The organism is Pseudomonas sp. GV047, from assembly GCF_003058245.1.
GTDB classification, from domain to species: Bacteria; Pseudomonadota; Gammaproteobacteria; order Pseudomonadales; family Pseudomonadaceae; genus Aquipseudomonas; species Aquipseudomonas marginalis.
This window is the reverse complement of the sequence record NZ_QCWA01000006.1, coordinates 325,750-348,264: the sequence shown is the minus strand read 5'-3', so window position 1 is coordinate 348,264 and position 22,515 is coordinate 325,750. Positions and strand designations below refer to the sequence as shown.

The 22,515-nt window shown below is 62.8% G+C and carries 24 protein-coding genes; 11 read left to right on the top strand and 13 right to left on the bottom strand.

Translation table 11 applies throughout. The features are described from left to right. Positions 1 to 41 precede the first annotated feature (41 nt). The 5 genes from C8K58_RS17945 to C8K58_RS17925 form a co-directional block, all read right to left on the bottom strand. Positions 42 to 974, bottom strand: coding sequence for a D-2-hydroxyacid dehydrogenase (locus C8K58_RS17945; protein WP_092356626.1), 933 nt, complete (start codon positions 972 to 974; stop codon positions 42 to 44). A 107-nt stretch (positions 975 to 1,081) separates the two neighbouring features. Continuing rightward, entirely contained in the window at positions 1,082 to 1,375 is a 294-nt protein-coding gene (locus tag C8K58_RS17940) for a YcgL domain-containing protein (RefSeq protein WP_065938924.1), read from the bottom strand. Further along, positions 1,372 to 2,505 carry a ribonuclease D gene (rnd, locus tag C8K58_RS17935; protein WP_108574001.1) on the bottom strand — a complete coding sequence of 378 codons (1,134 nt, stop codon included), beginning with the start codon at positions 2,503 to 2,505 and terminating at the stop codon, positions 1,372 to 1,374. Before rnd ends, C8K58_RS17940 begins: the two co-directional genes overlap by 4 nt. A 122-nt stretch (positions 2,506 to 2,627) precedes the next feature. Next, the gene (locus C8K58_RS17930) at positions 2,628 to 3,227 is read right to left on the bottom strand and encodes a class I SAM-dependent methyltransferase (protein WP_027604278.1); all 600 of its coding nucleotides are present in this window, start codon (positions 3,225 to 3,227) and stop codon (positions 2,628 to 2,630) included. 101 nt (positions 3,228 to 3,328) lie between these two features. Further along, positions 3,329 to 4,699 carry a glutamine synthetase family protein gene (locus C8K58_RS17925; protein ID WP_108574000.1) on the bottom strand — a complete coding sequence of 457 codons (1,371 nt, stop codon included), beginning with the start codon at positions 4,697 to 4,699 and terminating at the stop codon, positions 3,329 to 3,331. Between the two features lie 347 nt (positions 4,700 to 5,046). Here C8K58_RS17925 and C8K58_RS17920 point away from each other — a divergent pair, with 347 nt between their 5' ends. Continuing rightward, complete coding sequence (locus C8K58_RS17920) at positions 5,047 to 5,820, top strand: transporter substrate-binding domain-containing protein (RefSeq protein ID WP_065947384.1); 774 nt, start codon at positions 5,047 to 5,049, stop codon at positions 5,818 to 5,820. 50 nt (positions 5,821 to 5,870) lie between these two features. Further along, a complete protein-coding gene (locus tag C8K58_RS17915; RefSeq protein ID WP_027604281.1) occupies positions 5,871 to 6,710 on the top strand; it encodes a cache domain-containing protein in 840 nt (279 codons plus the stop codon). 69 nt (positions 6,711 to 6,779) lie between these two features. Here the strand turns inward: C8K58_RS17915 and C8K58_RS17910 are convergent, their stop codons facing one another. Together C8K58_RS17910 and pobA are read right to left on the bottom strand one after the other, a co-directional pair. Continuing rightward, positions 6,780 to 8,297 (bottom strand): MDR family MFS transporter, encoded by a 1,518-nt coding sequence (locus tag C8K58_RS17910; protein ID WP_108574053.1) that lies wholly within the window; start codon positions 8,295 to 8,297, stop codon positions 6,780 to 6,782. A 66-nt stretch (positions 8,298 to 8,363) separates the two neighbouring features. After that, positions 8,364 to 9,548 carry a 4-hydroxybenzoate 3-monooxygenase gene (gene pobA, locus C8K58_RS17905; RefSeq protein ID WP_175472305.1) on the bottom strand — a complete coding sequence of 395 codons (1,185 nt, stop codon included), beginning with the start codon at positions 9,546 to 9,548 and terminating at the stop codon, positions 8,364 to 8,366. A 189-nt stretch (positions 9,549 to 9,737) separates the two neighbouring features. Here pobA and C8K58_RS17900 point away from each other — a divergent pair, with 189 nt between their 5' ends. Further along, positions 9,738 to 10,616 (top strand): helix-turn-helix domain-containing protein, encoded by an 879-nt coding sequence (locus tag C8K58_RS17900; protein WP_027604284.1) that lies wholly within the window; start codon positions 9,738 to 9,740, stop codon positions 10,614 to 10,616. Here the strand turns inward: C8K58_RS17900 and C8K58_RS32520 are convergent. Continuing rightward, a complete protein-coding gene (locus tag C8K58_RS32520; RefSeq protein ID WP_162844255.1) occupies positions 10,609 to 10,785 on the bottom strand; it encodes a hypothetical protein in 177 nt (58 codons plus the stop codon). The genes C8K58_RS17900 and C8K58_RS32520 overlap by 8 nt on opposite strands. 100 nt (positions 10,786 to 10,885) lie before the next feature. After that, positions 10,886 to 11,791 carry a LysR family transcriptional regulator gene (locus tag C8K58_RS17895; RefSeq protein ID WP_027604285.1) on the bottom strand — a complete coding sequence of 302 codons (906 nt, stop codon included), beginning with the start codon at positions 11,789 to 11,791 and terminating at the stop codon, positions 10,886 to 10,888. A gap of 107 nt (positions 11,792 to 11,898) precedes the next feature. On the opposite strand from C8K58_RS17895, the gene C8K58_RS17890 reads away from it, so the two are divergent. Continuing rightward, a complete protein-coding gene (locus C8K58_RS17890) occupies positions 11,899 to 12,762 on the top strand; it encodes an MBL fold metallo-hydrolase (protein WP_092487952.1) in 864 nt (287 codons plus the stop codon). Positions 12,763 to 12,796: 34 nt separating this feature from the next. Beyond that, positions 12,797 to 13,411 carry an NAD(P)-dependent oxidoreductase gene (locus C8K58_RS17885; RefSeq protein WP_108573999.1) on the top strand — a complete coding sequence of 205 codons (615 nt, stop codon included), beginning with the start codon at positions 12,797 to 12,799 and terminating at the stop codon, positions 13,409 to 13,411. Positions 13,412 to 13,459: 48 nt separating this feature from the next. On the opposite strand, the gene C8K58_RS17880 is transcribed toward C8K58_RS17885, so the two are convergent. Further along, positions 13,460 to 14,332, bottom strand: coding sequence for a LysR substrate-binding domain-containing protein (locus tag C8K58_RS17880; RefSeq protein WP_108573998.1), 873 nt, complete (start codon positions 14,330 to 14,332; stop codon positions 13,460 to 13,462). Positions 14,333 to 14,443: 111 nt separating this feature from the next. Here C8K58_RS17880 and C8K58_RS17875 point away from each other — a divergent pair, with 111 nt between their 5' ends. The 4 genes from C8K58_RS17875 (at position 14,444) to C8K58_RS17860 (ending at position 19,981) form a co-directional block, all read left to right on the top strand. Further along, the gene (locus C8K58_RS17875) at positions 14,444 to 16,069 is read left to right on the top strand and encodes a 5-guanidino-2-oxopentanoate decarboxylase (protein ID WP_108573997.1); all 1,626 of its coding nucleotides are present in this window, start codon (positions 14,444 to 14,446) and stop codon (positions 16,067 to 16,069) included. Then, the gene (locus tag C8K58_RS17870; RefSeq protein WP_108573996.1) at positions 16,066 to 17,508 is read left to right on the top strand and encodes an aldehyde dehydrogenase family protein; all 1,443 of its coding nucleotides are present in this window, start codon (positions 16,066 to 16,068) and stop codon (positions 17,506 to 17,508) included. The genes C8K58_RS17875 and C8K58_RS17870 overlap by 4 nt, the downstream gene beginning before the upstream one ends. A 212-nt stretch (positions 17,509 to 17,720) precedes the next feature. Continuing rightward, positions 17,721 to 18,908 carry a cyanate transporter gene (locus tag C8K58_RS17865; RefSeq protein WP_092356599.1) on the top strand — a complete coding sequence of 396 codons (1,188 nt, stop codon included), beginning with the start codon at positions 17,721 to 17,723 and terminating at the stop codon, positions 18,906 to 18,908. 137 nt (positions 18,909 to 19,045) lie between these two features. Continuing rightward, a complete protein-coding gene (locus tag C8K58_RS17860) occupies positions 19,046 to 19,981 on the top strand; it encodes a LysR family transcriptional regulator (RefSeq protein WP_027604292.1) in 936 nt (311 codons plus the stop codon). A 15-nt stretch (positions 19,982 to 19,996) separates the two neighbouring features. Here the strand turns inward: C8K58_RS17860 and C8K58_RS17855 are convergent, their stop codons facing one another. Beyond that, positions 19,997 to 20,359 (bottom strand): 5-carboxymethyl-2-hydroxymuconate Delta-isomerase, encoded by a 363-nt coding sequence (locus tag C8K58_RS17855; RefSeq protein ID WP_027604293.1) that lies wholly within the window; start codon positions 20,357 to 20,359, stop codon positions 19,997 to 19,999. A gap of 55 nt (positions 20,360 to 20,414) precedes the next feature. Beyond that, positions 20,415 to 21,338 (bottom strand): LysR substrate-binding domain-containing protein, encoded by a 924-nt coding sequence (locus C8K58_RS17850; RefSeq protein WP_092356590.1) that lies wholly within the window; start codon positions 21,336 to 21,338, stop codon positions 20,415 to 20,417. Between the two features lie 127 nt (positions 21,339 to 21,465). Between C8K58_RS17850 and C8K58_RS17845 the strand changes: the two genes are divergently transcribed. Together C8K58_RS17845 and C8K58_RS17840 are read left to right on the top strand one after the other, a co-directional pair. After that, positions 21,466 to 21,645: a hypothetical protein gene (locus tag C8K58_RS17845; RefSeq protein WP_027604295.1), complete on the top strand. Its 180-nt coding sequence runs from the start codon at positions 21,466 to 21,468 to the stop codon at positions 21,643 to 21,645. Between the two features lie 84 nt (positions 21,646 to 21,729). Then, positions 21,730 to 22,227, top strand: a complete 498-nt coding sequence (locus tag C8K58_RS17840) for a hypothetical protein (RefSeq protein WP_051429319.1) — start codon at positions 21,730 to 21,732, stop codon at positions 22,225 to 22,227. Here the strand turns inward: C8K58_RS17840 and C8K58_RS32515 are convergent, their stop codons facing one another. Continuing rightward, complete coding sequence (locus C8K58_RS32515) at positions 22,228 to 22,371, bottom strand: hypothetical protein (protein ID WP_162844254.1); 144 nt, start codon at positions 22,369 to 22,371, stop codon at positions 22,228 to 22,230. It abuts the gene before it with no gap. Positions 22,372 to 22,515: the final 144 nt, after the last annotated feature.

The following is a 22,515-nucleotide window of genomic DNA, read 5'->3' as shown; positions in this document are numbered from 1 at the left end:
GAGGGGGCTTGCACCCTCCCACATTTTCTCCCAGCGCCGCCTCAGTAACCGCGCTCGAAATCCACTTCCCCACGCAAGGCTTGCTTGGCCTGGTACGCGCGCAGGTTTTCCAGGAACAACTCCACCATCATCGGCGGCGAGGTCGGCGCGGAGCTGTGCCCGGTCAACAGCAGGCCCCAGGCGGTCCAGAACGGGTGGCGCTGCGGCAACGGTTCCTGGCGGCACACGTCGATTACCGCGCCGGCCAGGTGCCCTTCCTTCAGGGCTTCGACCAGATCGGCATCCACCACCGCCACACCGCGCCCGACGTTGATGAACAAACCGGTCGGCTTGAACTGCTTGAACAGCGCTGCGTCGTACAGGTCGTGGGTATTCGGTGTGTTGGGCAGCAGGTTGATCACGTAGTCCACCTCCCCCACCAACCGGCCCAGTTGGTCGAGGCCGGCCACTTCGATAAACGGCGCTTGTTCCCGCGCAGTGCTGGCGATGCCGTACAACTTGACGCCGAACGGCACGAGAAACTCGGCGACACGCTGGCCGATGTCACCGGTACCCACGATCAACGCCTTGCGCCCCGCCAGGCTCTGGCCGGTGCGGCTGTCCCACTTGCGCTCGACCTGGCTGACCAGTCGCGCCAGTACTTCGCGCTCGTGGCCCAGCATGTAGGTGAGGACAAATTCGGCCATGACCTGGCCATAAATACCGACGGCGCGGGTCAGGCGATAATCGCGGGGCAAGCCTTCGGCCAGCAGCGGCGTAATGCCGGCCCAGGTCGATTGCAGCCACTGCGGCTGGTGGCCCTGGCGCAACAGCGTCGCCAACAGGTCCGGCTGGCCCAGCCATACCGGGCAATCGGCGGCCAGGCGCGACAGTTCGGCCGAGTCGCCGCTGGTGAGCACCTCCAGGTCCGGCGCCGCGTCATTGAGCAATTGGGCGTAGAGCGGGTGATCCTGTTCAGCAATCAGAACACGCATGGTTCAAACCTTTCAAAAACAGTGCAGACGGCCGCCCGCTTCCCTACGGCCACCGCCCACTAATACGATTCCATTGAAACCTGTGCCCCGGGCGAGGCACTGCCCGATCACATCGGGTCGTTGCGACGCAGCAGCTCTTCGGGCAGGTGCTCGATGTACTCGTCCTCGGCCGGCGGCATTTGCAAGTGATAGCCCTGCTTGTCGAGGTTTTCCAGCACCACCACGATGTCCTCGCGCGACAGTTTGCGCTCCGGCGTCAGCACCATGTCGAAGGCGTGGTGCGGTTTGCCGAACGCCGCCATCAAGGGCTCCGGCACGCGCTCCAGGGCGTCGCTTTTGAGCACGTAGAGGTACATGCCGTCTTTTTTCAGGCTGCGATAGATGGAGCAAATACGTTTCAAGGCTGTTCTCCGGCAGTGGCCAGGCTGTCGAGCAGCGCCTGGCCCATCAACTCGCGGCGCCAGCCACGCAGCGAGTCTGGCAATTGGTAAGGCCCATCGGGGTAGCCACTTTTAACCAGGGCTTCGAGGGTTTTCTTGCGCAGCATTAGTTCCGGCGCCATCTCCAGGCGCTCGGCGAATGTCTGGCCGAGGGCGCGCAGTTGCTTGATCAGCGTGGCAGCGTCCACCGGCAGCGGTTCAGCCACGGCCGGCGGCCATTGGTCCATGGGCACGCTGCCAGCACGCTTGATCAGGTCCAGCAGGAACTGGCCATCCTGGCGCACGGTACGCGGGTGCATGTCTTCGATCTTGCCCAGGGCGGCGAGGTTGTCCGGCTGGGACTTGGCCAGGGGCCACAGCGAGTGTTCGCGAATGATGCGGTTGCGCGGCAGGTCGCGGGCGCGGGCCTGCTGCTCGCGCCAGGCGCAGAGTTCACGCAATACGGCGAGCTGGGCACGGGACAGTTTCCACGCCAGCTTGGCGTCACGGTAGACCTCGTACGGGTCGACTTCGCGGCGCAGGTTGGCAACCAGTTCGGCGCCGTCTTCCAGGACCCAGGCGTATTTATCATCCGACAAGCGCGGGCGCAGGCGAGTGTAGACCTCGGCCAGGTGCACGGCGTCTTCGGCGGCGTAGCTCACCTGAGTCTCGGACAATGGCCGCTGCAGCCAGTCCGAGCGGGTCTCGCCCTTGGGCAACTCGATATCGAGCACGGCTTGCACCAGGCGCGAGTAGCCCATGGAGAAGCCGAGGTTCAGGTAGGCGGCGGCCAATTGGGTATCGAACAAAGGCACCGGCAGGCTGCCGGTCAGGCGCAGCAACACCTCAAGGTCTTCGCTGCAGGCGTGCACCACCTTGATCACCACCGGGTTCTCCAGCAACGCGGCCAGGGGTTGCCAGTTGTCGATGGTCAGGGGATCGATCAGGTAAGCGCGTACGCCATCACCGATCTGGATCAGCCCGGCAATGGGATAAAAGGTGTCGACCCGCATGAATTCGGTGTCGAGGGCGACGAATGGCAACTGCTGCCATTCGGCGCAATGCTGGCCGAGGCTATCGTTGTCGCAGATCCAGTGAATATCGATGGCCACACGGCTCTCCCTTGAAGAATGGCGCGCAGTATATATCGCGAACGGGGCTAGCGAGCATCCGCAGTGCACAGGCAACCATGAAAACTCAGACAGGAGATGAAGAATAGTCCGACAAGTAGGAGTTATCCTTTCTTACGAAGAACGTAGACCCGCCACAGGCTGGAGCCCGGCATGAATTCCTGCTGACTCAAGACCTTGAACCCGGCCTGGCGAAATTCCTCTTCCACGGCGGTACGCGAGGGTACCGACACAATCACCGTGTCGCGGCTGACCCGGTGAAACTCGCGCAGCAACGCCATGCGCCCTTCGCTGCTGGGCACATGACGAAACAACTCCAGGCAGAAAATGCAATCCACCGCGTTCGCCGACAAACCGATGGAAAACGCCGAGCCCTGGAAGGTCTTGACGCGCTTGAGCAATGACGGCGGATGGTGGCTACGGGCATGGTCGAGCATGTCCTGGGAGTTGTCCGAGGCCAGGATCACCCGGTTGACGTGCTCGGCCAACACCGGCCAGAAGCGCCCCGAGCCGCAGGCCAGGTCCAGGATCAGCCCCGGCTCGCCAGCGACCTTGAGCGCCTGGCGCACCAACCACTCGTCGCGCCATGACGCCAGGCGCTGGCGCAGACCGGGCGGGCGCGTGTCACCGCAGACCCTGGCGTGCTCAAGGCCACAGCGTTCGGCGTATTCGATCTCGATGGAAGAAGGAGGTTGTGGCGACATCGCAGGCTCATGTGACTGAAACGGTAGTGAACGACCTTGATTCGCAGCTTAACCCTTGCAACGTGAAAAAAAGGTCGAAGCCCTCACCGCCGTAAAAACCATCACGCCTGATGCAGATACCAACGCCAGTCCTGCTCACCCACCTCGCCCATGAACTGGCGGTATTCAGCATGCTTCACGGCCAGGTACACGCCCAGGAACTCGCTGCCGAACGCCTTTCGCGCCCAATCGGAACCTTCCAACGCGCGCAGGGTGGTGAGCCAATCGGTGGGCAGCAACGCCTTGGCCTGGGCGTAGCCGTTGCCTTCCACCGGGGCGCCGGGGTCCCGTTGTTCGCGAATGCCACGGTGGATGCCCGCCAGGATCGCGGCCGCCGCCAGGTAAGGGTTGGCATCGGCGCCGCAAATGCGGTGTTCGATATGCCGGGAATGGGCCGGACCACCCGGCACCCGCAGGCTGACGGTGCGGTTGTCCACGCCCCAGGTGGCGGCCAGCGGCGCATAGCTGTTGGTTTGGAAACGGCGATAGGAGTTGGCGTTGGGGCAGAACATCAGCAGTGAATCGAGCAGGGTGCTGAGCATGCCCCCCACTGCGTGGCGCAGCAGTGGCGTGCCGTCGGCGGCTTCACTGGCGAACAGGTTGTTGCCCTCGGCATCGGCCAGGCTGATGTGCATATGCATGCCGGTGCCCGCCAGGTCATCGAACGGCTTGGCCATGAAGCACGCCGCCATGCCGTGTTTGTGCGCCACGCCCTTGACCAGGCGCTTGTAGCGCACCGCTTCGTCCATGGCTTGCAGGGCGTCGGCGCGGTGTTCCAGGGTGATTTCCACCTGGCCCGGGGCGTATTCGGAGATCGCCGTGCGCGCCGGAATGCCTTGCAGTTTGCAGGCGCTGTAAAGGTCGGCGAGGAACGGTTCGATCTGCTCCAGCTCACGCAGGCCGTAGACCTGGGTTGCGCGTGGACGCCCGCCGTCCACGTCCCGCGCCGGTTGCGGGCGGCCATTGCCGTCGGGCTTCTGGTCGAGCAGGTAGAACTCCAGTTCCGCCGCCATCACCGGGTAATAACCGTCGGCGTTCAGGCCTTCGATCACCTTGGCCAGCAAATGCCGAGGGTCGGCCACGGTGGCGGGCAGGCCTTCGGTGGGGTGCATGCTGACCTGCACCGCAGCGGTCGGGATCAGCCGCCATGGCATGCGCTGCAAACTGCCGCTGATCGGGTAGGCGCGGCAGTCGATATCGCCCACCTCCCACACCAGCCCGGAATTCTCCACATCGTCGCCATTGATGGTCAGGCCGAGGATGGTGCTGGGCAGCGGACGGCCGCTTTCATACACCGCCAGCAATTCGTCGCGGTGCAGCAACTTGCCGCGCGGCACGCCGTTGTTGTCGAGGATAAACAGCTCGAACAGCTCGATATCCGGATGCTGTTCAAGAAAGGCGTGGGCTTCGTGCAGGCTGGCAAAAATACTCATGGGGGGTTCTCTTACGTTTGTTTCAGGCAGGCGCGCACAAGGGTGCGTCATCCGTGGGGTAAATCAGCGTAGGAGAAGGGAGTCTGGCGGGCGCGCGTGGCGGCAGTGGAACAGGGCCCAGAAGGCGAGCTCGGAGGGCAGTGTCGCAGGGTGAGTGTCGGAAGAGCCGCCCATGGGTGGATCACAATCATAGAGATGCGCCCAGCGTCACACGCCCGCATAGGTGTTTAAATTCAGGGTTGATGGAGTTTGGTTGCGACTTGGCTAAACATTCAACGCCTCTTGCTACCTGGCCTTGCTGCTGGAAATAATGACCGCCCCCGAGCATGCCCCAAGGACCCGATCGCATGAAAACAACGATAACCTTGTGCGTACTGGCAAGCCTGGCCACCTCCGCCCTGGCCGACACCGCCCCCTCGCGCCTTGACCAGGTGCTTGAGCGCGGCACTCTCAGCGTCTGCACCACCGGCGACTACAAGCCCTACACCTCGTTGCGCGCCGATGGCGGCTATGAAGGCATCGACATTGCCATGGCCGAGTCCCTGGCCAAGAGCCTCAATGCCAGGATCCAGTGGGTGCCCACCACCTGGAAAACCCTGATGCCGGACTTCCTCGCCCAGCGCTGCGACATCGCCGTGGGCGGGATTTCGGTGTCCCTGGAACGCCAGAAAAAAGCCTTCTTCAGCCAGTCCCTCGGGGTCGACGGCAAGATCCCGCTGGTGCGTTGCGCCGACGTCAAGCGCTACCAGACCGTGGAGCAGATCAACCAGCCCCAGGTGCGCGTGATCGAACCGGCGGGCGGCACCAACGAAGTTTTCGCTCGCGCCCACCTGGGCCAGGCGCAAATCCGCCTGCACGACAACGTGACCATCTTCGACGAACTGCTGGCCGGCAAGGCCGACGTGATGATCACCGACGCCAGCGAAGCGCGTTACCAGCAGAAGCAAAAGCCCGGGTTGTGCGCGGTCAACCCGGAGCGGCAGATGCAGTACAGCGAAAAAGCCTTCCTGCTGCCCCGTGATGATGTGGCGTGGAAGAGCTATGTCGACCAGTGGTTGCACCTGAGCGTGGCCACCGGCGTCTACGACGGCATCGTCAGCCAATGGTTGGCGGCGCCCTGAGCCAGAGCCGTCTACGCTGTGCTCACATCAATAAGAACGAGGGACGGGACATGAAGGGACTGCTCCGCATCACCTGGCTGCTGCTGTTTTGTTTCAGCCAGGTACACGCCGCGACCACTCAGGACGAGGACGCCCAGGCTGCCAAGGCCCTGCTGGAAAAAGCCCTGGCCTACTACCAGAGCAACGGCGACAAGGCGCTCGCCGTGTTCAGCCGCCAAGGCGAGTTTGTCGACCATGACCGCTACGTATTCGTGGTCGACACCCAGGGCGTGCTGCTGGCCAGCGGCGGGCCCTCCTCCGCCTTGATCGGCCGGGATGTGTCCGAGGTACTCGGGCCAGAGTTGCGCCAGTCATTCAAGGACGCGCTCAAGGTGCCGGAAGGCCAGGGTATCCAACAGGCCGACTACCGCTGGCAGAACTGGAACGACGGCAAGGTCGAGCACAAGCATGTGTTTTACCAGCGCGTCGGCGAGCGCATCCTGGCCGTGGGTTATTACCTGCCCCGCGCCACCCCGGAACAGGCCCGGGCCCTGCGCAACAAGGCGGTGAACGCATTGCTGAAGGATGAAGCCGGCACACTCAAGGCCATCAACTCATTGCAGGGCGGTTTCCTGCAGGATGACCTCTATGTGTTTGTCGTGGACTTGAACACCCAGCGCTACGTGGCCCATGGCACCAACCTGCGCCTGATCAACACCGACTTCAGCAAGATCAAGGACCCCGACGGCAAGCCGGTGGGCGAGCCGATCCTCAAGCTGATGGCCGAGCAGGACCAGGGGGAATACAAGTACCGTTGGAAAAACCCGGTGACGGATAAGGTCGAGAACAAGCATGCGTATGTGCGCAAGGCCGGGCATTTCATGGTTGCGGTGGGTTACTACAGCCCCTGATCTGAACTGGAATGCATTCAAATGTGGGAGGGGGTAAGCCCCTCTCACATCAAATCTCTATTGTGTCAGTCAGCGGGTTTTGTCTTCCCGCCCGCGCAGCACGCGATTGGGCATCGCGATCGCCGCCGCCAACCCCAGCAGCGACACCCCCGCACTCACCAGCAGCAAATGCCTGAACGTCACCCCCAGCTCCCCGCGCAGGGCATCCTGCGCCGGGCCTGGCGCGGCGTTCAGGCCGTCGAGCAGCACGTTGCCGGAACCGCCTTCGACCACCAGCGCACCGCTGGCCAGGTGGGCGAAGCTGGAGTCCTGCAACAACGCCAGCAGCAACGCCGACATGCACGCCACCCCCACCGCGCCGCCCAGGGAGCGGAACAGGTTGGTGGTGCTGGTAGCAACGCCGATGTCCCGTTGCTGCACCGAGTTCTGCGCCCCCACGAGGGAGGTGGGGAACTGCATGCCGGCGGCGATCCCGCACAGCAACATGCACACGCCGGTCAGCAGCATATCCTGGGGCGCACTGTAGGCCATGCCCAGGATCGCCAGCGGGCTCAACAGCGCGCCGCTTAGGATCATCGGTTTGTAACGCCCGGTCACCGAGGTCATGCGCCCGGCGCAATAGGCGCCGATGGGCAGGCCCATCGCCAGGGGCAGCAAATGCAAGGCGGCGCTGTCGGCACCGCCGCCGGTCACTGTCTGAAAGCGCAAGGGCATCAGCACCGTCAGGGAAATCGCCTGGAAGCTGGTGAAGAAAATCGTGCACCAGCACAGCACCGCGCTGCGGTTGGCAAACAGGTGCATCGGCAGCAAGGGCTCGCGGGCGCGGCGCTCGTGCCAGACGAACAGGGTCAATGCCACCAGGGCACAGGCCAGCAGCCCCAGCACCTGGCTGTCACGCCAATGATGGCCCTGGCCGATTTCGGTGATGCCCAACAGCAAGGCGGTGAGACCGATGATCATCAGCACGGTGCCGAGGTAATCGATGATCGGCTTGTGTTGCGGTGCCGGCAGCCCCACCAGGGTGCGATGGGCCACGTACCAGGCACCGGCGCCCAACGGCAGGTTGATCAGGAACACCCAACGCCAGGATAAATACTCGGTCATGTAGCCGCCCAACACCGGCCCGGCCACGCTGGCCACCGCGTACATACTGCTGAAATAGCCCTGATAGCGCCCGCGCTCACGGGGCGGGATGATGTCGCCGATGATCGCCTGGCTCACCGAGATCATCCCGCCGGCGCCGATGCCCTGCAGCACCCGCGCCAGCACCAGTTGCTCCATGCTCTGGGCCATGCCGCAGAACAACGAAGCGACGGTGAACAGGCCCATGCCGATCAGCATCATCGGCCGCCGCCCGTAAAGGTCGCCGAGCTTGCCGTAGATCGGCACCGCCACCGTCATCGCCACCATATAACCGGAGATGACCCAGGCCAGCAGGTTGACGTCGTGGAATTGCGCGGAGATGGCGGGCATGGACACCGCGACAATGGTCTGGTCCAGGGCACCGAGGAAGATCGCCATCATCAACGAGGCGAGAATACTGCGCACCGCGGGGAGCGGTGGCGCGGGCTGATTGAGCTGAGTCACGGCAGAACCTTCGAGCAAGGCCCGCGGGAAAAGGCGGCCCGCGGGAATGCTCGATACGATAGCAGGCTATTCGATAGGCTCGTAAGGAAGTCCGACGTAATTTTCCGCAATGGTCTGGCGCCCGGCTTCGGAGTGGATGAAGTACTCCAGCTCGCTCTGGGCAATGCGCTGGCTGAATCCGTCGGACTCAGGGAATTGATGCAACATCGAGGTCATCCACCAGGAAAACCGTTCGGCCTTCCACACCCGGCGCAGGCAGATGGCGGAATAGCGTTCGAGCAAGTCCACGCGCCCCTCGCCATACACCTTGAGCAAAATCCGGAACAAGGTGCTCACGTCGCTGGCCGCCAGGTTCAAGCCCTTGGCCCCGGTGGGCGGCACGATATGGGCCGCATCGCCGAGCAGGAACAGGCGCCCGTACTGCATCGGTTCCACCACAAAACTGCGCAGGGGCGCGATGCTTTTTTCGATGGAGGGGCCGGTGACCAGCTGTTCAGCCAAGGCGCTGGGCAGGCGGGTTTTCAGTTCCGCCCAGAAGCGTTCGTCCGACCATTCATCCACGGGCTCCTCGGCCGGCACTTGCAGGTAATAGCGGCTGCGCGTCGGCGAACGCATGCTGCACAGCGCAAAGCCCCGTGGGTGCTTGGCGTACACCAGTTCCGCGTGCACCGGCGGGGTGTCGGCAAGGATACCCAGCCAACCGAAGGGGTAGACCCGCTCGAACACCTTCAGCGATTCAGCCGGGATCGACTGGCGCGCCACACCGTGGAACCCATCACAACCGGCGATGTAGTCGCACTCCAGGCGAAACGCCTGGCCCTGATGCTCGAACGTCAGCCAGGGTCGATCACTTTTAAGATCATGGGGCTGCACGTCGCGCGCTTCATACAGGGTGGTGGCGCCAGCGGCGGCGCGGGCGGCCATCAGGTCGCGGGTGACTTCGGTCTGGCCGTAGATCATCACCGATTGGCCGCCGGTCAGCGCCTTGAGGTCGATGTGGGTCAGTTGGCCGTCCAGCGCCAGCTCGAAGCCATCATGCACCAGGCCTTCGGCATCCATGCGCTGGCTCACGCCCGCCTCGCGCAGCAGGTTGACCATGCCTTGTTCCAGCACCCCGGCGCGGATGCGGCCTTGTACGTAGTCGGCACTCTGGCGCTCCAGGATCAGGGTCTGGATACCGGCGTTGTGCAACAGCTGGCCGAGCAAGAGTCCGGAGGGACCGGCGCCGATAATGGCGACTTGGGTTTTCAGGGTTTTCATTATTTTTATCGCCCGCAAGTTCCACCCGAACGGATCGAGTGAAAGAGTTGTCATTGATCTTGTGGCTGACAGTTTTCACTTGAGTGCGCAGTATAAGAAGGTGAAAACTGCGACAAAACCTGCGCTTTTTGCCAATTTGGGCGATTACCGCACCACTGTCCTGAGTATCGGATTGAAACCATGACCAACACCGCGATTCCGGTCTTCAAGCTTTACGGAGAAAGCCAGCAATGGCCGACCCCCGATTTGTTGCACTGCGAAACCATTTCCCGGCGCAGTCGGGAATACCAGTGGGAAATCCAGCCCCACCGGCACGCGGATCTGTGCCAATTGCTGTACGTGCACAAAGGCCAGGCCGAGTTGGAAATCGAAGGCCTGCGCACCACCCTCAAAGAAGCCACGCTGCAGGTATTGCCGCCGTTGTGCGTGCATGGGTTTCGCTTTGCCGAAGATGTGGAAGGCTATGTAGTCACCCTGGCGGCACCGCTGGTCAGCCACTTGCAAGCCCAACTGGGCGCAACGGCAGGCGGTTTGCAGACCCTGGGCAGCTACCCGGCGGGCAAGGACAGTGATTACCTCAACAGCCAGTTCGCCCGCCTGCAGGACGAATACGCCGACGACCAACCGGCCCGGGACATGCTGATGCATGCGCTGGTCAGTGTGCTGCTGGTGTGGATCAGCCGCCAGGCCATCCAGCGTCGCCACCCGCGCGCGCCAAGGGGCCGCGAGTATTTCCGGCGCTTTACGCAATTGGTTGAACAGCACTATCGGGAACACCCGAAGATTGAGGATCTGGCCCACAAACTGGGTATCTCGGTCTCACACCTGAATGGGACGTGTCGGGAACTGGGCGGGCAGCCTGCCTTGCAGATCATGCATGACCGTCAATTACTCGAAGCCAAGCGCCTGCTGACCTACACCAGCATGACCATCAATGAAATGTCGGAAGTACTGGGTTTTTCCGACCCGACCAACTTCTCTCGGCTGTTCCGCCGACGGGTCGGGTTCTCACCCAAGGCGTTTCGCGAGCAACTCAAGGCCGAACAGCCGCCTACCTGAGTGCACTGAAACTGCCGGTGTGGGGAACGCATTGGTCCTGATGGCAGCTGATCGCAAAGGTCGGCTGCATCCGGGTCTGCTCCACGCGGTAGGCGGCGGTGCCATACAGCCCGGTCGCCAGGGCGCAGAGGAAGAAAATCATCAGGTATTTGCGGGTTTTAATGCTCATGGCACAGACCTCTGAGCGGATCTACAGGGTGCTGTTTAAAGCATAGGTCAACCAGGGCGAGTTGCCATTATTGGGCGACATTCAACAGGGTTATGTCGCCTTAGAGCCCCCTATCCCACACCGGCTGCTCGGGGAACCTCACCACCAGGAAATCCAGCAGGCTGCGCAACGCCGATGGCATGTGTTTGCGCGACGCATAGACCGCGTAGATGTTCATCTGCCGGGGTTCGGCCTCGGGTAGCAGACGTACCAGTTCACCACGGCGAATGTGATCGCCGGCCTGGTAGCTGGGCAGCATCGCCACACCCGCGCCGGCCAGCGTCACGCGTAACAACGTACTGGCTTCGTTAGCGGTGATATTGCCGTGCACCGGCACCGACACGTGCTCGCCGTGCTCCTCGAAATGCCACAGGCTTTTGCCGAAGTACGAATGGGTCAGACAGTTGTGCCGGGCCAGGTCCTCGACTTTCTGCGGCGCCGGGTGCTCCAACAGGTAGGCCGGGGTTGCGCACACCACGGAGCGACAGACCGTCAGGCGCCGGGCGATCAGGTTGGGGTCCAGGTCGTTGCTGGTGCGGATGGCCAGGTCGATGCGCTCATCCACCAGGTTCACCGTGCGGTCGAGCATTTGCAGGTCAATGGTCACCAAGGGGTAGCGCTTGACGTACTCGGCAATGGCCTCGGCCAATTGCGCCTGGCCGAACGAGGTGCTGACACTCAGGCGCAACAGGCCACGGGGCGCATTATCAGGCTCACTGACGGCGGCCTGCATATCGCCGCACAACTCCAGGAGTTGCCGACAGCGTGGCAGGGTTTCGCCACCGGCCGCCGTAAGGCTGAGTTTGCGGGTGGTGCGGTGCAACAGGCGCGCGCCGACCCAGTCTTCCAACTCGGCCAGGTAACGCGACACCACCGGGCGCGACAGGTCCAGATGATCGGCGGCGGCGGACTGGCTGCCCAGGTCCACCACCGTGACAAACACGCGCATTGCTTGAAGACGATCCATGATTTGCCCGATTTCAGAAACAAACTATGTCCCAGCATCGCATTTTTAGTTCGGTTTAGTGCAACTAAGCTCTGTGCATCCTTTGAATCCACTGCTGGAGCTGCCCGATGTTCTCAACCCTCAAGCGCTTGACCTTCACCGCTGCCTTGGCGTTTGCCGGCCATGCAGCGGCGGCCGACCTGACCCTGGATGTCTACAACCCAGGCGAGGCGGCGATCTTCCCGGTCAGCTCGGTGCTGGTCAGCGGCGCCAAAGACGCGATCCTCGTGGACGCACAATTCGGCAAAGGCCAGGCCGAGCAACTGGTGCAGAAGATCCGCGCCAGCGGCAAACACCTGACCACCATCTACATCAGCCACGGCGACCCGGATTACTACTTCGGCCTCGACACCCTGACGGCCGCGTTCCCCGACGCCAAGGTCCTGGCACCGCAACCGGTGGTCGACCATATCAACGCCACCGTGGCCGGCAAACTTGAGTTCTGGGGCCCGAAAATGGGTGCCGACAAACCGGGCAAAACCATCGTGCCCCAGGTGCTGCAAGGCCACAGCCTGACCCTTGAAGGGCAGCAACTGGAGGTGATCGGCCTGGATGGCCCGCAGCCGGACCGCAGCTTCGTGTGGATCCCGTCGATCAAGGCCGTGGTCGGGGGTGTGGTGGTCGCGCAAAACATTCACCTGTGGATGGCCGACACCCAAAGCGCGCAATCCCATAAAGACTGGCTTGCGACCCTGCAACGCATCGAACAGCTGAAACCTCGCACGGTGATTCCGGGCCACTACCTGGGCACGCCATCGCCGCAATCCGTGGCCTTTACTGCCGACTACATCAAGGCCTTCGACGTAGAAACCGCCAAGGCCAAGGACGCCGCCGCCCTGATCGCGGCCATGAAAAAGCGCTACCCCACCCTCGCCGACGAAAGCTCGCTGGAACTCAGCGCCAAAGTCGCCAAGGGCGAAATGAAGTGGTGAATGGCTTTAAACCCTGACCGTACTGGAGAACATCATGAGCAAGATCGCAATCATTGGGGCCACTGGCCGTGCCGGCAGCCAATTGCTGGAAGAAGCCCTGCGTCGTGGGCATAGCGTGGTGGCTATCGCGCGTAACACCGACAAGCTGGCCGTACGCCCCGGCGTCACCGTCAAGCAGGTTGATGCACTGGATGCCAATGCCCTGGAACAAGCCATCAGCGGCAGCGATGTGGTGATCAGCGCGGCACATTTCGCCACGCTGCCCGCCAGCGCTGTGATCGGCCCGGTGAAAAAAGCCGGGGTGAAACGCCTGCTGGTGGTGGGTGGCGCCGGTTCGTTGCTGCTGCCCGGTGGCGAGCGGGTGATCGACAGCGCGGGCTTCCCTGCCGACTACAAGGCCGAAGCCAGTGCAGGCGCCGAGTTTCTTGACGTGCTGCGTCAGGAAAAGGACCTGGATTGGACGTTCCTGTCGCCGTCGGCCTTGTTCGATGGCACCGAACGCACCGGTAAATTCCGCCTGGGCCAGGATGATTTGCTGGTGAGCAGTGACGGTAGCAGCTCGATCAGCTTTGCCGACTACGCCATCGCCATGCTCGATGAAGTGGAAGCACCGAAGCACTCGCGCCAGCGCTTCACCGTCGGCTACTGACACCTGTGAGAGGGGGCTTGCCCCCTCCCACATTTGGACCTCCAGCGCCTACGACTGTCGTGCCTGGCTCACCAACCAGTCCATCAACGCTTCAAGCCCTGCCGACGGCACCGTCCCCGGCGGATACACCAGGTAGTACCCCTTCCCCGTCGGCACGCGCAGTTCAAACGGCATCGCCAAGCGCCCCGCCTTGAGATCCTCGCCCATCAACGCACTGTCGCCCATCGCCACCCCGGAGCCCTGGGAGGCCACGTTCATCGCCAAGTCCAACGTTTCGAAATGATGCCCCTGGCTCACGTTGCTCAACCGCGTATCCGCCGCCTTGAGCCACCGCGCCCAATCGCGCTCGTCCCGGGTGGGGTGCAACAGCACCTGTTGCTGCAAGTCCGCCAGGGTGTGCAAACCGGCGAGCAGCGCGGGGGCGCAGACCGGGGTGAGTTGCTCATCGAACAAGTGCCGCGCCTCGGCCGATTGCTCGGCGATGGGCGCATAGATCACCGCCGCGTCGAATTGCTCGCGACGAAAATCCACGCTGTAGGCCACGGTGGTGGTGAGTTCCACCGGCACGTCCGGGCGCTCCCGCTGCCATTGCATCAGGCGCGGCAACAACCAGCGCATGACACAGGTGGAGGCCTTGATTTGCAGGGTCTGGCGGCGATTGCCGATCTGTTCCAGCGCGTCACCGAGCAGGCCAAACACCTGCTGCACCCGTTGCGACCACTCGCGACCTTCTTCGGTCAGGCTCAACCCCCGTGCCTGGCGCTGGAACAAGGCGTAGCCCAAATGGCTCTCCAGGCCGGCGATCTGCCGGCTCACCGCGCCTTGGGTGATGTGCAGTTGCTCGGCGGCGCGGGTGAAGTTGCAGCACTGGGCCGTGACCCAGAAGGTATGCAGCGCGGGCAGGGGCGGAAGGCGTTTCATATGGGCGCAGCCATGACGTGAGGACATGGCTAGTATGACTTTTTATCGATTGTTGCCGCTACGGGCCAACCGGTCCAATACCGCCACGATTCCATAACAAGAGCGACACCTATGGCGACCTGCGGCGAAGTATTGGTCAACCTCCTGGAACGCTACGGCGTGGACCAGGTGTTTGGTATCCCCGGCGTGCACACCGTGGAGCTGTATCGCGGCCTGGCCCGCTCGAGCATCCGCCACGTCACCCCGCGCCACGAACAGGGCGCCGGCTTTATGGCCGACGGCTACGCGCGCACCCGTGGCAAGCCGGGCGTATGTTTCATCATCACCGGCCCGGGCATGACCAATATCACCACCGCCATGGGCCAGGCCTATGCCGACTCGATCCCGATGCTGGTGATTTCCAGCGTGCAATCGCGCAGCCAATTGGGTGGTGGGCGCGGCAAGCTGCATGAGCTGCCGAACCAAGGCGCGATGATGGCCGGGGTGGCGGCGTTCTCCCATACATTGATGTCGGCAGCGGAGCTGCCCGCGGTGCTGGCGCGGGCGTTTGCGTTGTTCCAGGCCGGCAGGCCGCGCCCGGTGCATATCGAGATTCCGTTGGATGTGCTGGTGGAAAACGCCGATGCACTGCTGGGCAGTCAACCGGTCAGCATCGCCCGTGCCGGTGCGGCACCGGCGGCAGTCAAGCAGATGAGCCAGTTGCTCGCCGCCGCCAAACGCCCGCTGATCCTGGCCGGTGGCGGCGCGATTGAGGCGGCCGCCGAATTGACTCGCCTGGCCGAAACCCTCGGCGCGCCGGTGGCCCTGACCATCAATGCGAAGGGCATGCTGCCTTCCGAGCATCCGCTGCTGATCGGCTCCACCCAGTCCCTGGTCGCTACCCGCGCGCTGGTGGCCGAGGCCGATGTGGTGCTGGCCATCGGCACCGAGCTGGCCGAGACCGACTACGACGTGACCTTCGCCGGTGGCTTCGAGATACCCGGCGCGCTGCTGCGCATCGATATCGACCCCGACCAGACCGTGCGCAATTACCCGCCGCACCTCGCACTGGTGGCCGATGCGCAGATCGCCGCCGATGCCTTGCTGACCGACTTGAACCGCACGCCGCTGGGCCCCCGCCACACCGACTGGGGCGCTCAGCGCGTCGCCCGGTTGTGGGCCGAACTGGTCCCCACCTGGGACGCCGCCACCCGCGCGCAAACCCTGTTCCTCAATACGGTGCTGGAAGCACTGCCGGGCGCCGTGCTGGTGGGCGACTCGACCCAACCGGTGTACAGCGGCAACCTGACCCTGAACCTCGACCACCCGCGCCGCTGGTTCAACTCCTCCACCGGCTACGGCACCCTGGGCTACGCCCTGCCGGCCGCCATCGGCGCCTGGTTGGGCCGTGGCGATGGGCAACCGGTGGTGTGTTTGATTGGTGACGGCGGGCTGCAATTCACCCTGCCGGAACTGGCCAGCGCAGTGGAAGCGCGCACGCCGATCATCGTGCTGCTGTGGAATAACCAGGGGTATGAAGAGATCAAGAAATACATGCTCAACCGCGCCATCGAACCGGTCGGCGTAGACATCTACACCCCGGATTTTATCGGCGTGGCCAAGGCCCTCGGCAGTGCTGCCGACAGCGCTCACAGCGTTGCACAGCTGCGCAACGCCTTGCGCGCCGCCGCCGATCGCCCAGGGCCGACGCTGATTGAGATCGACCAGGACCTATGGATGAAGGAGACAGCGGTATGAGCGCAGTAGTGAACGGTGTGTATATCGACGGCGCATGGCGTGCCGGCCATGACGTGCTGGAGGTGATCAACCCGGCCACCGAGGCGACCCTGGCCCGCGTCAGCGTCGGCGATGGGCAGGCCGTGACCCAGGCCGTGGATGCAGCCAGCGCGGCCTTTATCGACTGGTCGAAAAGTAGCGGCCGTGATCGCGCCAGCCTGCTGCGCAAAATCGCCCAAGGCGTCAGCGCGCAGCGCGAACAGTTGATGCACCTGCAATCGAGCAACAACGGCAAGCCGCTGTTTGAAGCCGGCATCGATGTGGACGATGTGATCGCCACGTTCGAGTACTACGCCGGTATCGCCGACGACATGGACGCCGGCCAGGACCGCCCGGTGGCGCTGCCCAGCGATGACTTCAGCGCGCGCCTGCGCCGTGAGCCGTGCGGCGTGGTGGGGCTGATCGTGCCGTGGAATTTCCCGATGGTCACCACCGCCTGGAAACTCGCCCCGGCCCTTGCCGCCGGTTGCTGCGTGGTACTCAAGCCCTCGGAAGTAACGCCATTGGCGGAGTTGCAGTTGGCGCAAATCATCGCTGACGCGGGCTGCCCGGCGGGGGTGTTCAACCTGGTCTGCGGCACCGGGGTGGCCGTTGGCGCACCGTTGGCCGCAGACCGTCGCGTGGCGAAGATTTCCTTCACCGGCAGCAACGCCGTGGGCGTGCAGGTGATGCAACGCGCAGCGGAAACCATCAAGGGCGTAAGCCTGGAATTGGGTGGTAAATCTTCGCTGCTGGTACTGGCGGATGCCGACCTCGACCTGGCGGTGGAACTGGCGTGTGGCGGTGGCTTTTTCAACGCCGGGCAAATGTGTTCCGCCACCAGCCGCGTGCTGGTGGCCGACAGCCTGGCGGATGAATTCCTGCAACGCTTGCAGGCACGGGCTGAAGGGATTCGCGTCGCCGACCCATTTGCCGACGACGTGGGAATGGGCGCGCTGATCAACCGCGTGCAGTATCAGCGGGTGCTGGGGCATATCCAACGGGGCGTCGAGGCTGGCGCACGATTGGTGTGTGGCGGCGAACGCCCGGCGAACCTGGCGAAGGGCTACTTCATTCGCCCGACGGTGTTTACCGACGTGCCACTGGACAGTGCATTGTGGAACGAAGAAATCTTCGGCCCGGTGCTGTGTGTACGAGCTTTTGCCACTGAGGAAGAGGCCATTGCCCTGGCCAACGACAGCGATTTCGGCCTGGTGGCCAGCGTGGTCAGCCGCAGCGTCGAGACCACCGAGCGCGTGGCGAATGCCTTGCAGGCCGGGCTGGTGTGGATCAACTCACCGCAGGTGATCTTCCCGCAGACCGCATGGGGCGGTTACAAGCAGAGCAGTATCGGCCGTGAGCTGGGCCCGTGGGGGCTGGCGGCGTTTCAGGAGCTCAAGCATGTGATCCGGTCTATCTGACGACGCAGAACAAATATGGGAGGGAGCTTGCACCTAATGCCAGTCAGTTAAGGAGGAACACTGTAACTGTGGTGAGCGGGCTTGCCCGCTCTCACACTTTGACTTGCGGTGTTTCAGTTAACCGCAATTTTTAGATAGCCCCTGCGACTTTCTCATTTGCCCCCCTCCCCCCTGCGTGGCCTGATTCACCCTTGTTCACTCAAGGCAGGCCCATGGAAAACGTTCAGGCAAAACCCACCACCGCCGTATGGCTGATGATCAGCGTCGTGCTGGTCGCCCTTAACCTGCGGCCGTCGATGGCCGCCGTGGGGCCGTTGTTGTCGTCGATTCGCGGCGAGGTGCCGTTGAGTTTCAGCAGCGCGGCGTTGCTGACCATGTTGCCGGTCATGGCCATGGGCCTGGCGATGTTCTTTGGCATGGGCCTGGCCAAGCGCGTTGGCGAGCACCGCAGCATTGTGCTGTCACTGCTGGTGATTGGCGTGGCGACGCTGTCGCGATTGTTCCTGGATTCGGCCCTGGAATTGATCGTCAGCGCCATTGCCGCCGGTGTGGGCATCGCCATGATCCAGGCGTTGATGCCGGCCCTGATCAAGTCGCGGTTCAGCGACAACGTTTCGCTGTTCATGGGCCTCTACGTCACCGCCATCATGGGCGGCGCGGCGCTGGCGGCAGCGTTCTCCCCCTTCGTGCAGGTGCAGACCGGCAGTTGGCGCATCGGCCTGGCGATCTGGGGGTTTCTGGCGTTGCTGGCCCTGGTGTTCTGGTACGCCCAGCGCTCGGTGTTGCCACCGTTGCCCCAAGCCACCGCCGGTCCTCAGGAATCGTTTTTCGGCAACGGCCGCGCCTGGTTGCTGGCGATCTTTTTCGGCCTCGGTACGGCGTCCTACACCTGCGTGCTGGCGTGGCTGGCGCCGTACTACGTGGAGCAAGGCTGGAGCGAACAGAATGCCGGGTTGTTGCTGGGATTCCTGACCGCGATGGAGGTGGTGTCCGGCCTGGTGACGCCGGCCATCGCCAACCGCCGCCGGGATAAACGCGGGGTGGTGGCGGTGTTGCTGGGGCTGATCATCCTCGGGTTCTGCGGCCTGATCCTCAGCCCGCAACACCTCAGTCTGCTGTGGCCGTGCCTGCTGGGCCTGGGTATCGGCGGGTTGTTCCCGATGAGCCTGATCCTGTCCCTCGACCACCTCGACAACCCGCGCCGCGCAGGGGGCCTTACCGCATTCGTGCAGGGCATCGGCTACCTGATTGCCGGCCTGTCGCCGCTGATCGCCGGGATGATCCGCGACCAGCTGGGCAGCTTCGAATGGGCCTGGTGGTCGTTGACGGCGGTGGTCGTGGTGATGCTGCTGATCGTCACGCGCTTCAACCCAAGGCATTACGCAGAACACATTCGCTGACGTCGTGTTGTAAACAGTATTTGTCTCACGACAAACATAGAAACGCCCTACAGAGCTTTCTATTGGTACGGCCGTTCCGTTAAGCTTTCGCGCTGTCTTGTACTGACTTCGGTACATGGGGTTTACGGACGAAACCGATGTTAAACAGTAACTTGCTCAGAAAACTCGATATGCAGGACTTGATGGTGTTTATCGCCGTCTATGACCAGAGCAGCGTTACCGACGTGTCAGAAACGCTGTTCGTCAGCCAGTCCACCGTGAGCTACAGCCTGAAGAAACTGCGGACCAGTTTTGAAGACGAACTGTTTATCAACACCCGGGCGGGCATGCGGCCTACGTACAAGGCCACTACCATGTACGCCCATGTGCAGAAGATCCTCGAAAGCATCAACCTGTGCCACGCCGGTGGCCAGGCCTTCGACCCGACCCAGAAGGCCGTGACCTTCAATGTCTGCGCGCCGGAGTACTTCGAACAACTGATCCTGCCGCGCCTGTTGAAGCATTTCGACCGCGCCGACCTGCCGGTGATCGTCAATGTGCAGAAACTGGAAGCCGACATCCCCGCCGACGACCTGCGCGAGGGCCGCCTGGACCTGGTGATCTGCTTCGGACCGCACTTTCACCGCGCCCATAAAGACTTCAAGACCCAGATGCTGCTGGAGGACGATCTGGTGTGCGTCTTCGATAAACGCTCGGCACCGCGCGAGCCGGCATTCAGCCTGCAATCATTCGTCGAGCGGCGCCACGTGTTCCCCACGCCATGGACCTCCGACACCAACATGATCGACGGCTGGCTGGCGCGCCAGGCCCACAAGCGCCAGGTGATCGCCCGCGCCAACAGCTACAGCGCGGCGCTGAAGATGATCACCGGCACCGACTTCATCGTCACCCTGCCGCGCCGCGTGCAGAAACTGCTGGCACCGGCGACGGTGTTCGGCCACTGCGAGGCCCCCAACGGGTTGCCGGGGTTCACCCTGGATATGCAGTGGAATGAAAGCAGTGAACAGGACAGTGCCAATACCTGGTTTCGTGAACAGGTGGTGAAGGTGTGTGCGGATCAGGGATTACTCTGACTTCTGTGGCGAGGGTTAGCCGATGGCGACTTTGCTGTAGGAATCGCGATCCATGTCGACCAGCTGGACACTGAGTTGAACCTGCAGATCCGTCGGCCAGTCGCCCAGATCCTGCAACGCTGCCAGCAGGCTTTGCGACAATTGCTGCTTGACCTGCGGCGACCGCCCGCTGAGCAGTGACAGCTTCACCGCGATGAAAGCGCGTGGGTTGAGGGAGGTGCCGACCTGAAAACTCTCGAGCTTCACGGCGCGGCTTTTGATATCGAACTCGGAACCGAACTGCCCGGACGCCATCAGCACATTGTTGAGCCGCAACAGGGTTTTCTCGACGGCCAGGTTTGTCAGGTTGGCGGTGTATTCCAAGTGCAGGTGTGGCATGGATGACTCCGAGTCATTCGTAGGAAAGTCTGTAGATATAGCACGGATAAAAGCCTCAGGCCTTGTTCGCCTGACCTCGATCGCTCATGAACGCTTCCAGCCGCGAACGCACCCAGCGTTCGGCCGGGTCGGTGTCCACATGACTGAGCCAGACCATGGACAAATCCAGGGTCGGCGTCTCGAACGGAAACGGCTCGCAGAACAGGTTGCCCGACACCGCCATGGCCTCGGCGGTGTAGTCCGGCAGGCTGGCGATCAGGTCGGTCCCGGCCAGCAGCGCGGGCAATGCGCTGTATTGCGGCACCGACAACACCACATGGCGCTTGCGGCCGATTTCCGCCAGCCACTCATCGGCAAACCCGGACACGTTGGCGGTGTGGGACACCAGCACATGGGGGCGCGAGCAATATTCATCGAGGGTCAGCGGGGTGTCCGAGGCATCGGCGCGCAGCAGTCGCGGACGAATGTGGCGCAGCAGCTTGCGCTTGGCATTCGCCGGCAGGCCACGGGTCTGGGTGATGCCGACGGTAATATCGCCGGACGCCAGCAGATCGGGAATCCGCCAATAGTCCACGTGCTGCACCACGAACACCACCTGCGGCGCTTCCTGGCGCAAGGCGCGCAACAACGGTGGCAACAGGCCGAACTCGACGTCGTCGGACAGGCCGATGCGAAAGGTCATGGTGCTGATGGATGGGTCGAAATCGTGGGTCAGGCTCAAGGCCGACGACAGTGAGTCCAGGGCGGGCGACAGGTGCTGGATGATTTCCTCGGCGCGCGCGGTAGGTTCCATGCGATGGCCGACGCGAATGAACAGCGGGTCGTTGAACAGGGTGCGCAGACGGTTGAGGGCCGAACTGATGGTCGGCTGGCCGAGAAACAGCTTCTCGGCCACCCGCGTCACATTGCGCTCGAGCATCAGTGCTTCGAAGACCACCATCAGGTTGATGTCGGCCTTGCGTAATTCATTGCGATTCATCGGCGCCTGCCCCTAGCCCAAGACAAGCCGCAGTTTAGAAAGCCGGGCCGGCCGCGTCTATGTGCACACTGTTCATCACGCGGCTTTGGGACTATAAACAGCGCTCGAACGTCGCAGGAACACTACCGTGCTGGTCATTTTTGGCCTGGCCATTCTGGTGGCCGGACTCTGCCTCTGGCTTATCCGCTTTGTCACCCGCCCCACCGCCCGCACCTTGTTGCGGGTGTTCGTCGGCCTGTGCCTGGCAGCAGTGGTGGCGTACCTGGTGCTGGCCTCGGGTTTTCCTGTTTCGTTGCTGGTTTCATAACGCCCCTTCTTTGAACTGGATGCTATTGCCTTGATAAACATCCGCAACATCGCACTACCGCTGTTACTGGCCGGATGTACCGCCATGACGCCCTACAAGGCACCGCTCGAAGGCCCGCGCGCGCAGCTCAAAAGTGAGTTGAGCACCCACGCCAGCTACAACGAATGGCTGTCTGTCAGCGTTTCGACGGATCATGAATGCCTGCAAGGCAGGGTGGGAACGCCGAGTAAGGAAACCGCACTGTTTGCGGTGCACAGCAGCACTTCGCGCCCCGACGGTTACGTGGACATCGCCGCCGACCAACCGCTGCACTTGATCGTGTCGGGCCTGGCGAGCGCCGGCCGGCGCTGTGTGATTGAGTTCAACACCCAGTTCGCCGCCCAGGGACGCTACCTGCTCAAAGGCGGGATTGCCGACGCCGACAGTGGGTGGTGTCGCGTTAAGGTGATCAATGCCGATACCGGCGCCGCGCTGGCGGAATTCGAAACCCCGACCCAGGTAACACCCGACCCCACGGAGAGCCCTTCGTGGAGGCAGTTCATGGCCCGTCAAGGGTGCTTTTTGGCTCCGGCCGAACATTGATCAGGGCTTGAGCGGACGCTCCTGATCCCGCTCGGACAGCTCAGTGCCGTCGTCCGGGTGCTTCCAGGTCTGGGGTTTTTCCTCTTCATGTCGCCGGGGTTGCTCATGCTCCGGCTCATCTTGGCGCTTCGGTTCATTGCCCATAGCCATCTCCCTTCCGTAAGAATGGGTCATACCTTCCAGCATAGAACAGAGCGGGATCTTTGACAGGCACGCAAATTCATAACCAACAGACATTAATCAATCCATATTTTTCACTTTTCATTTCTAAATGTGTCAGCCACTATC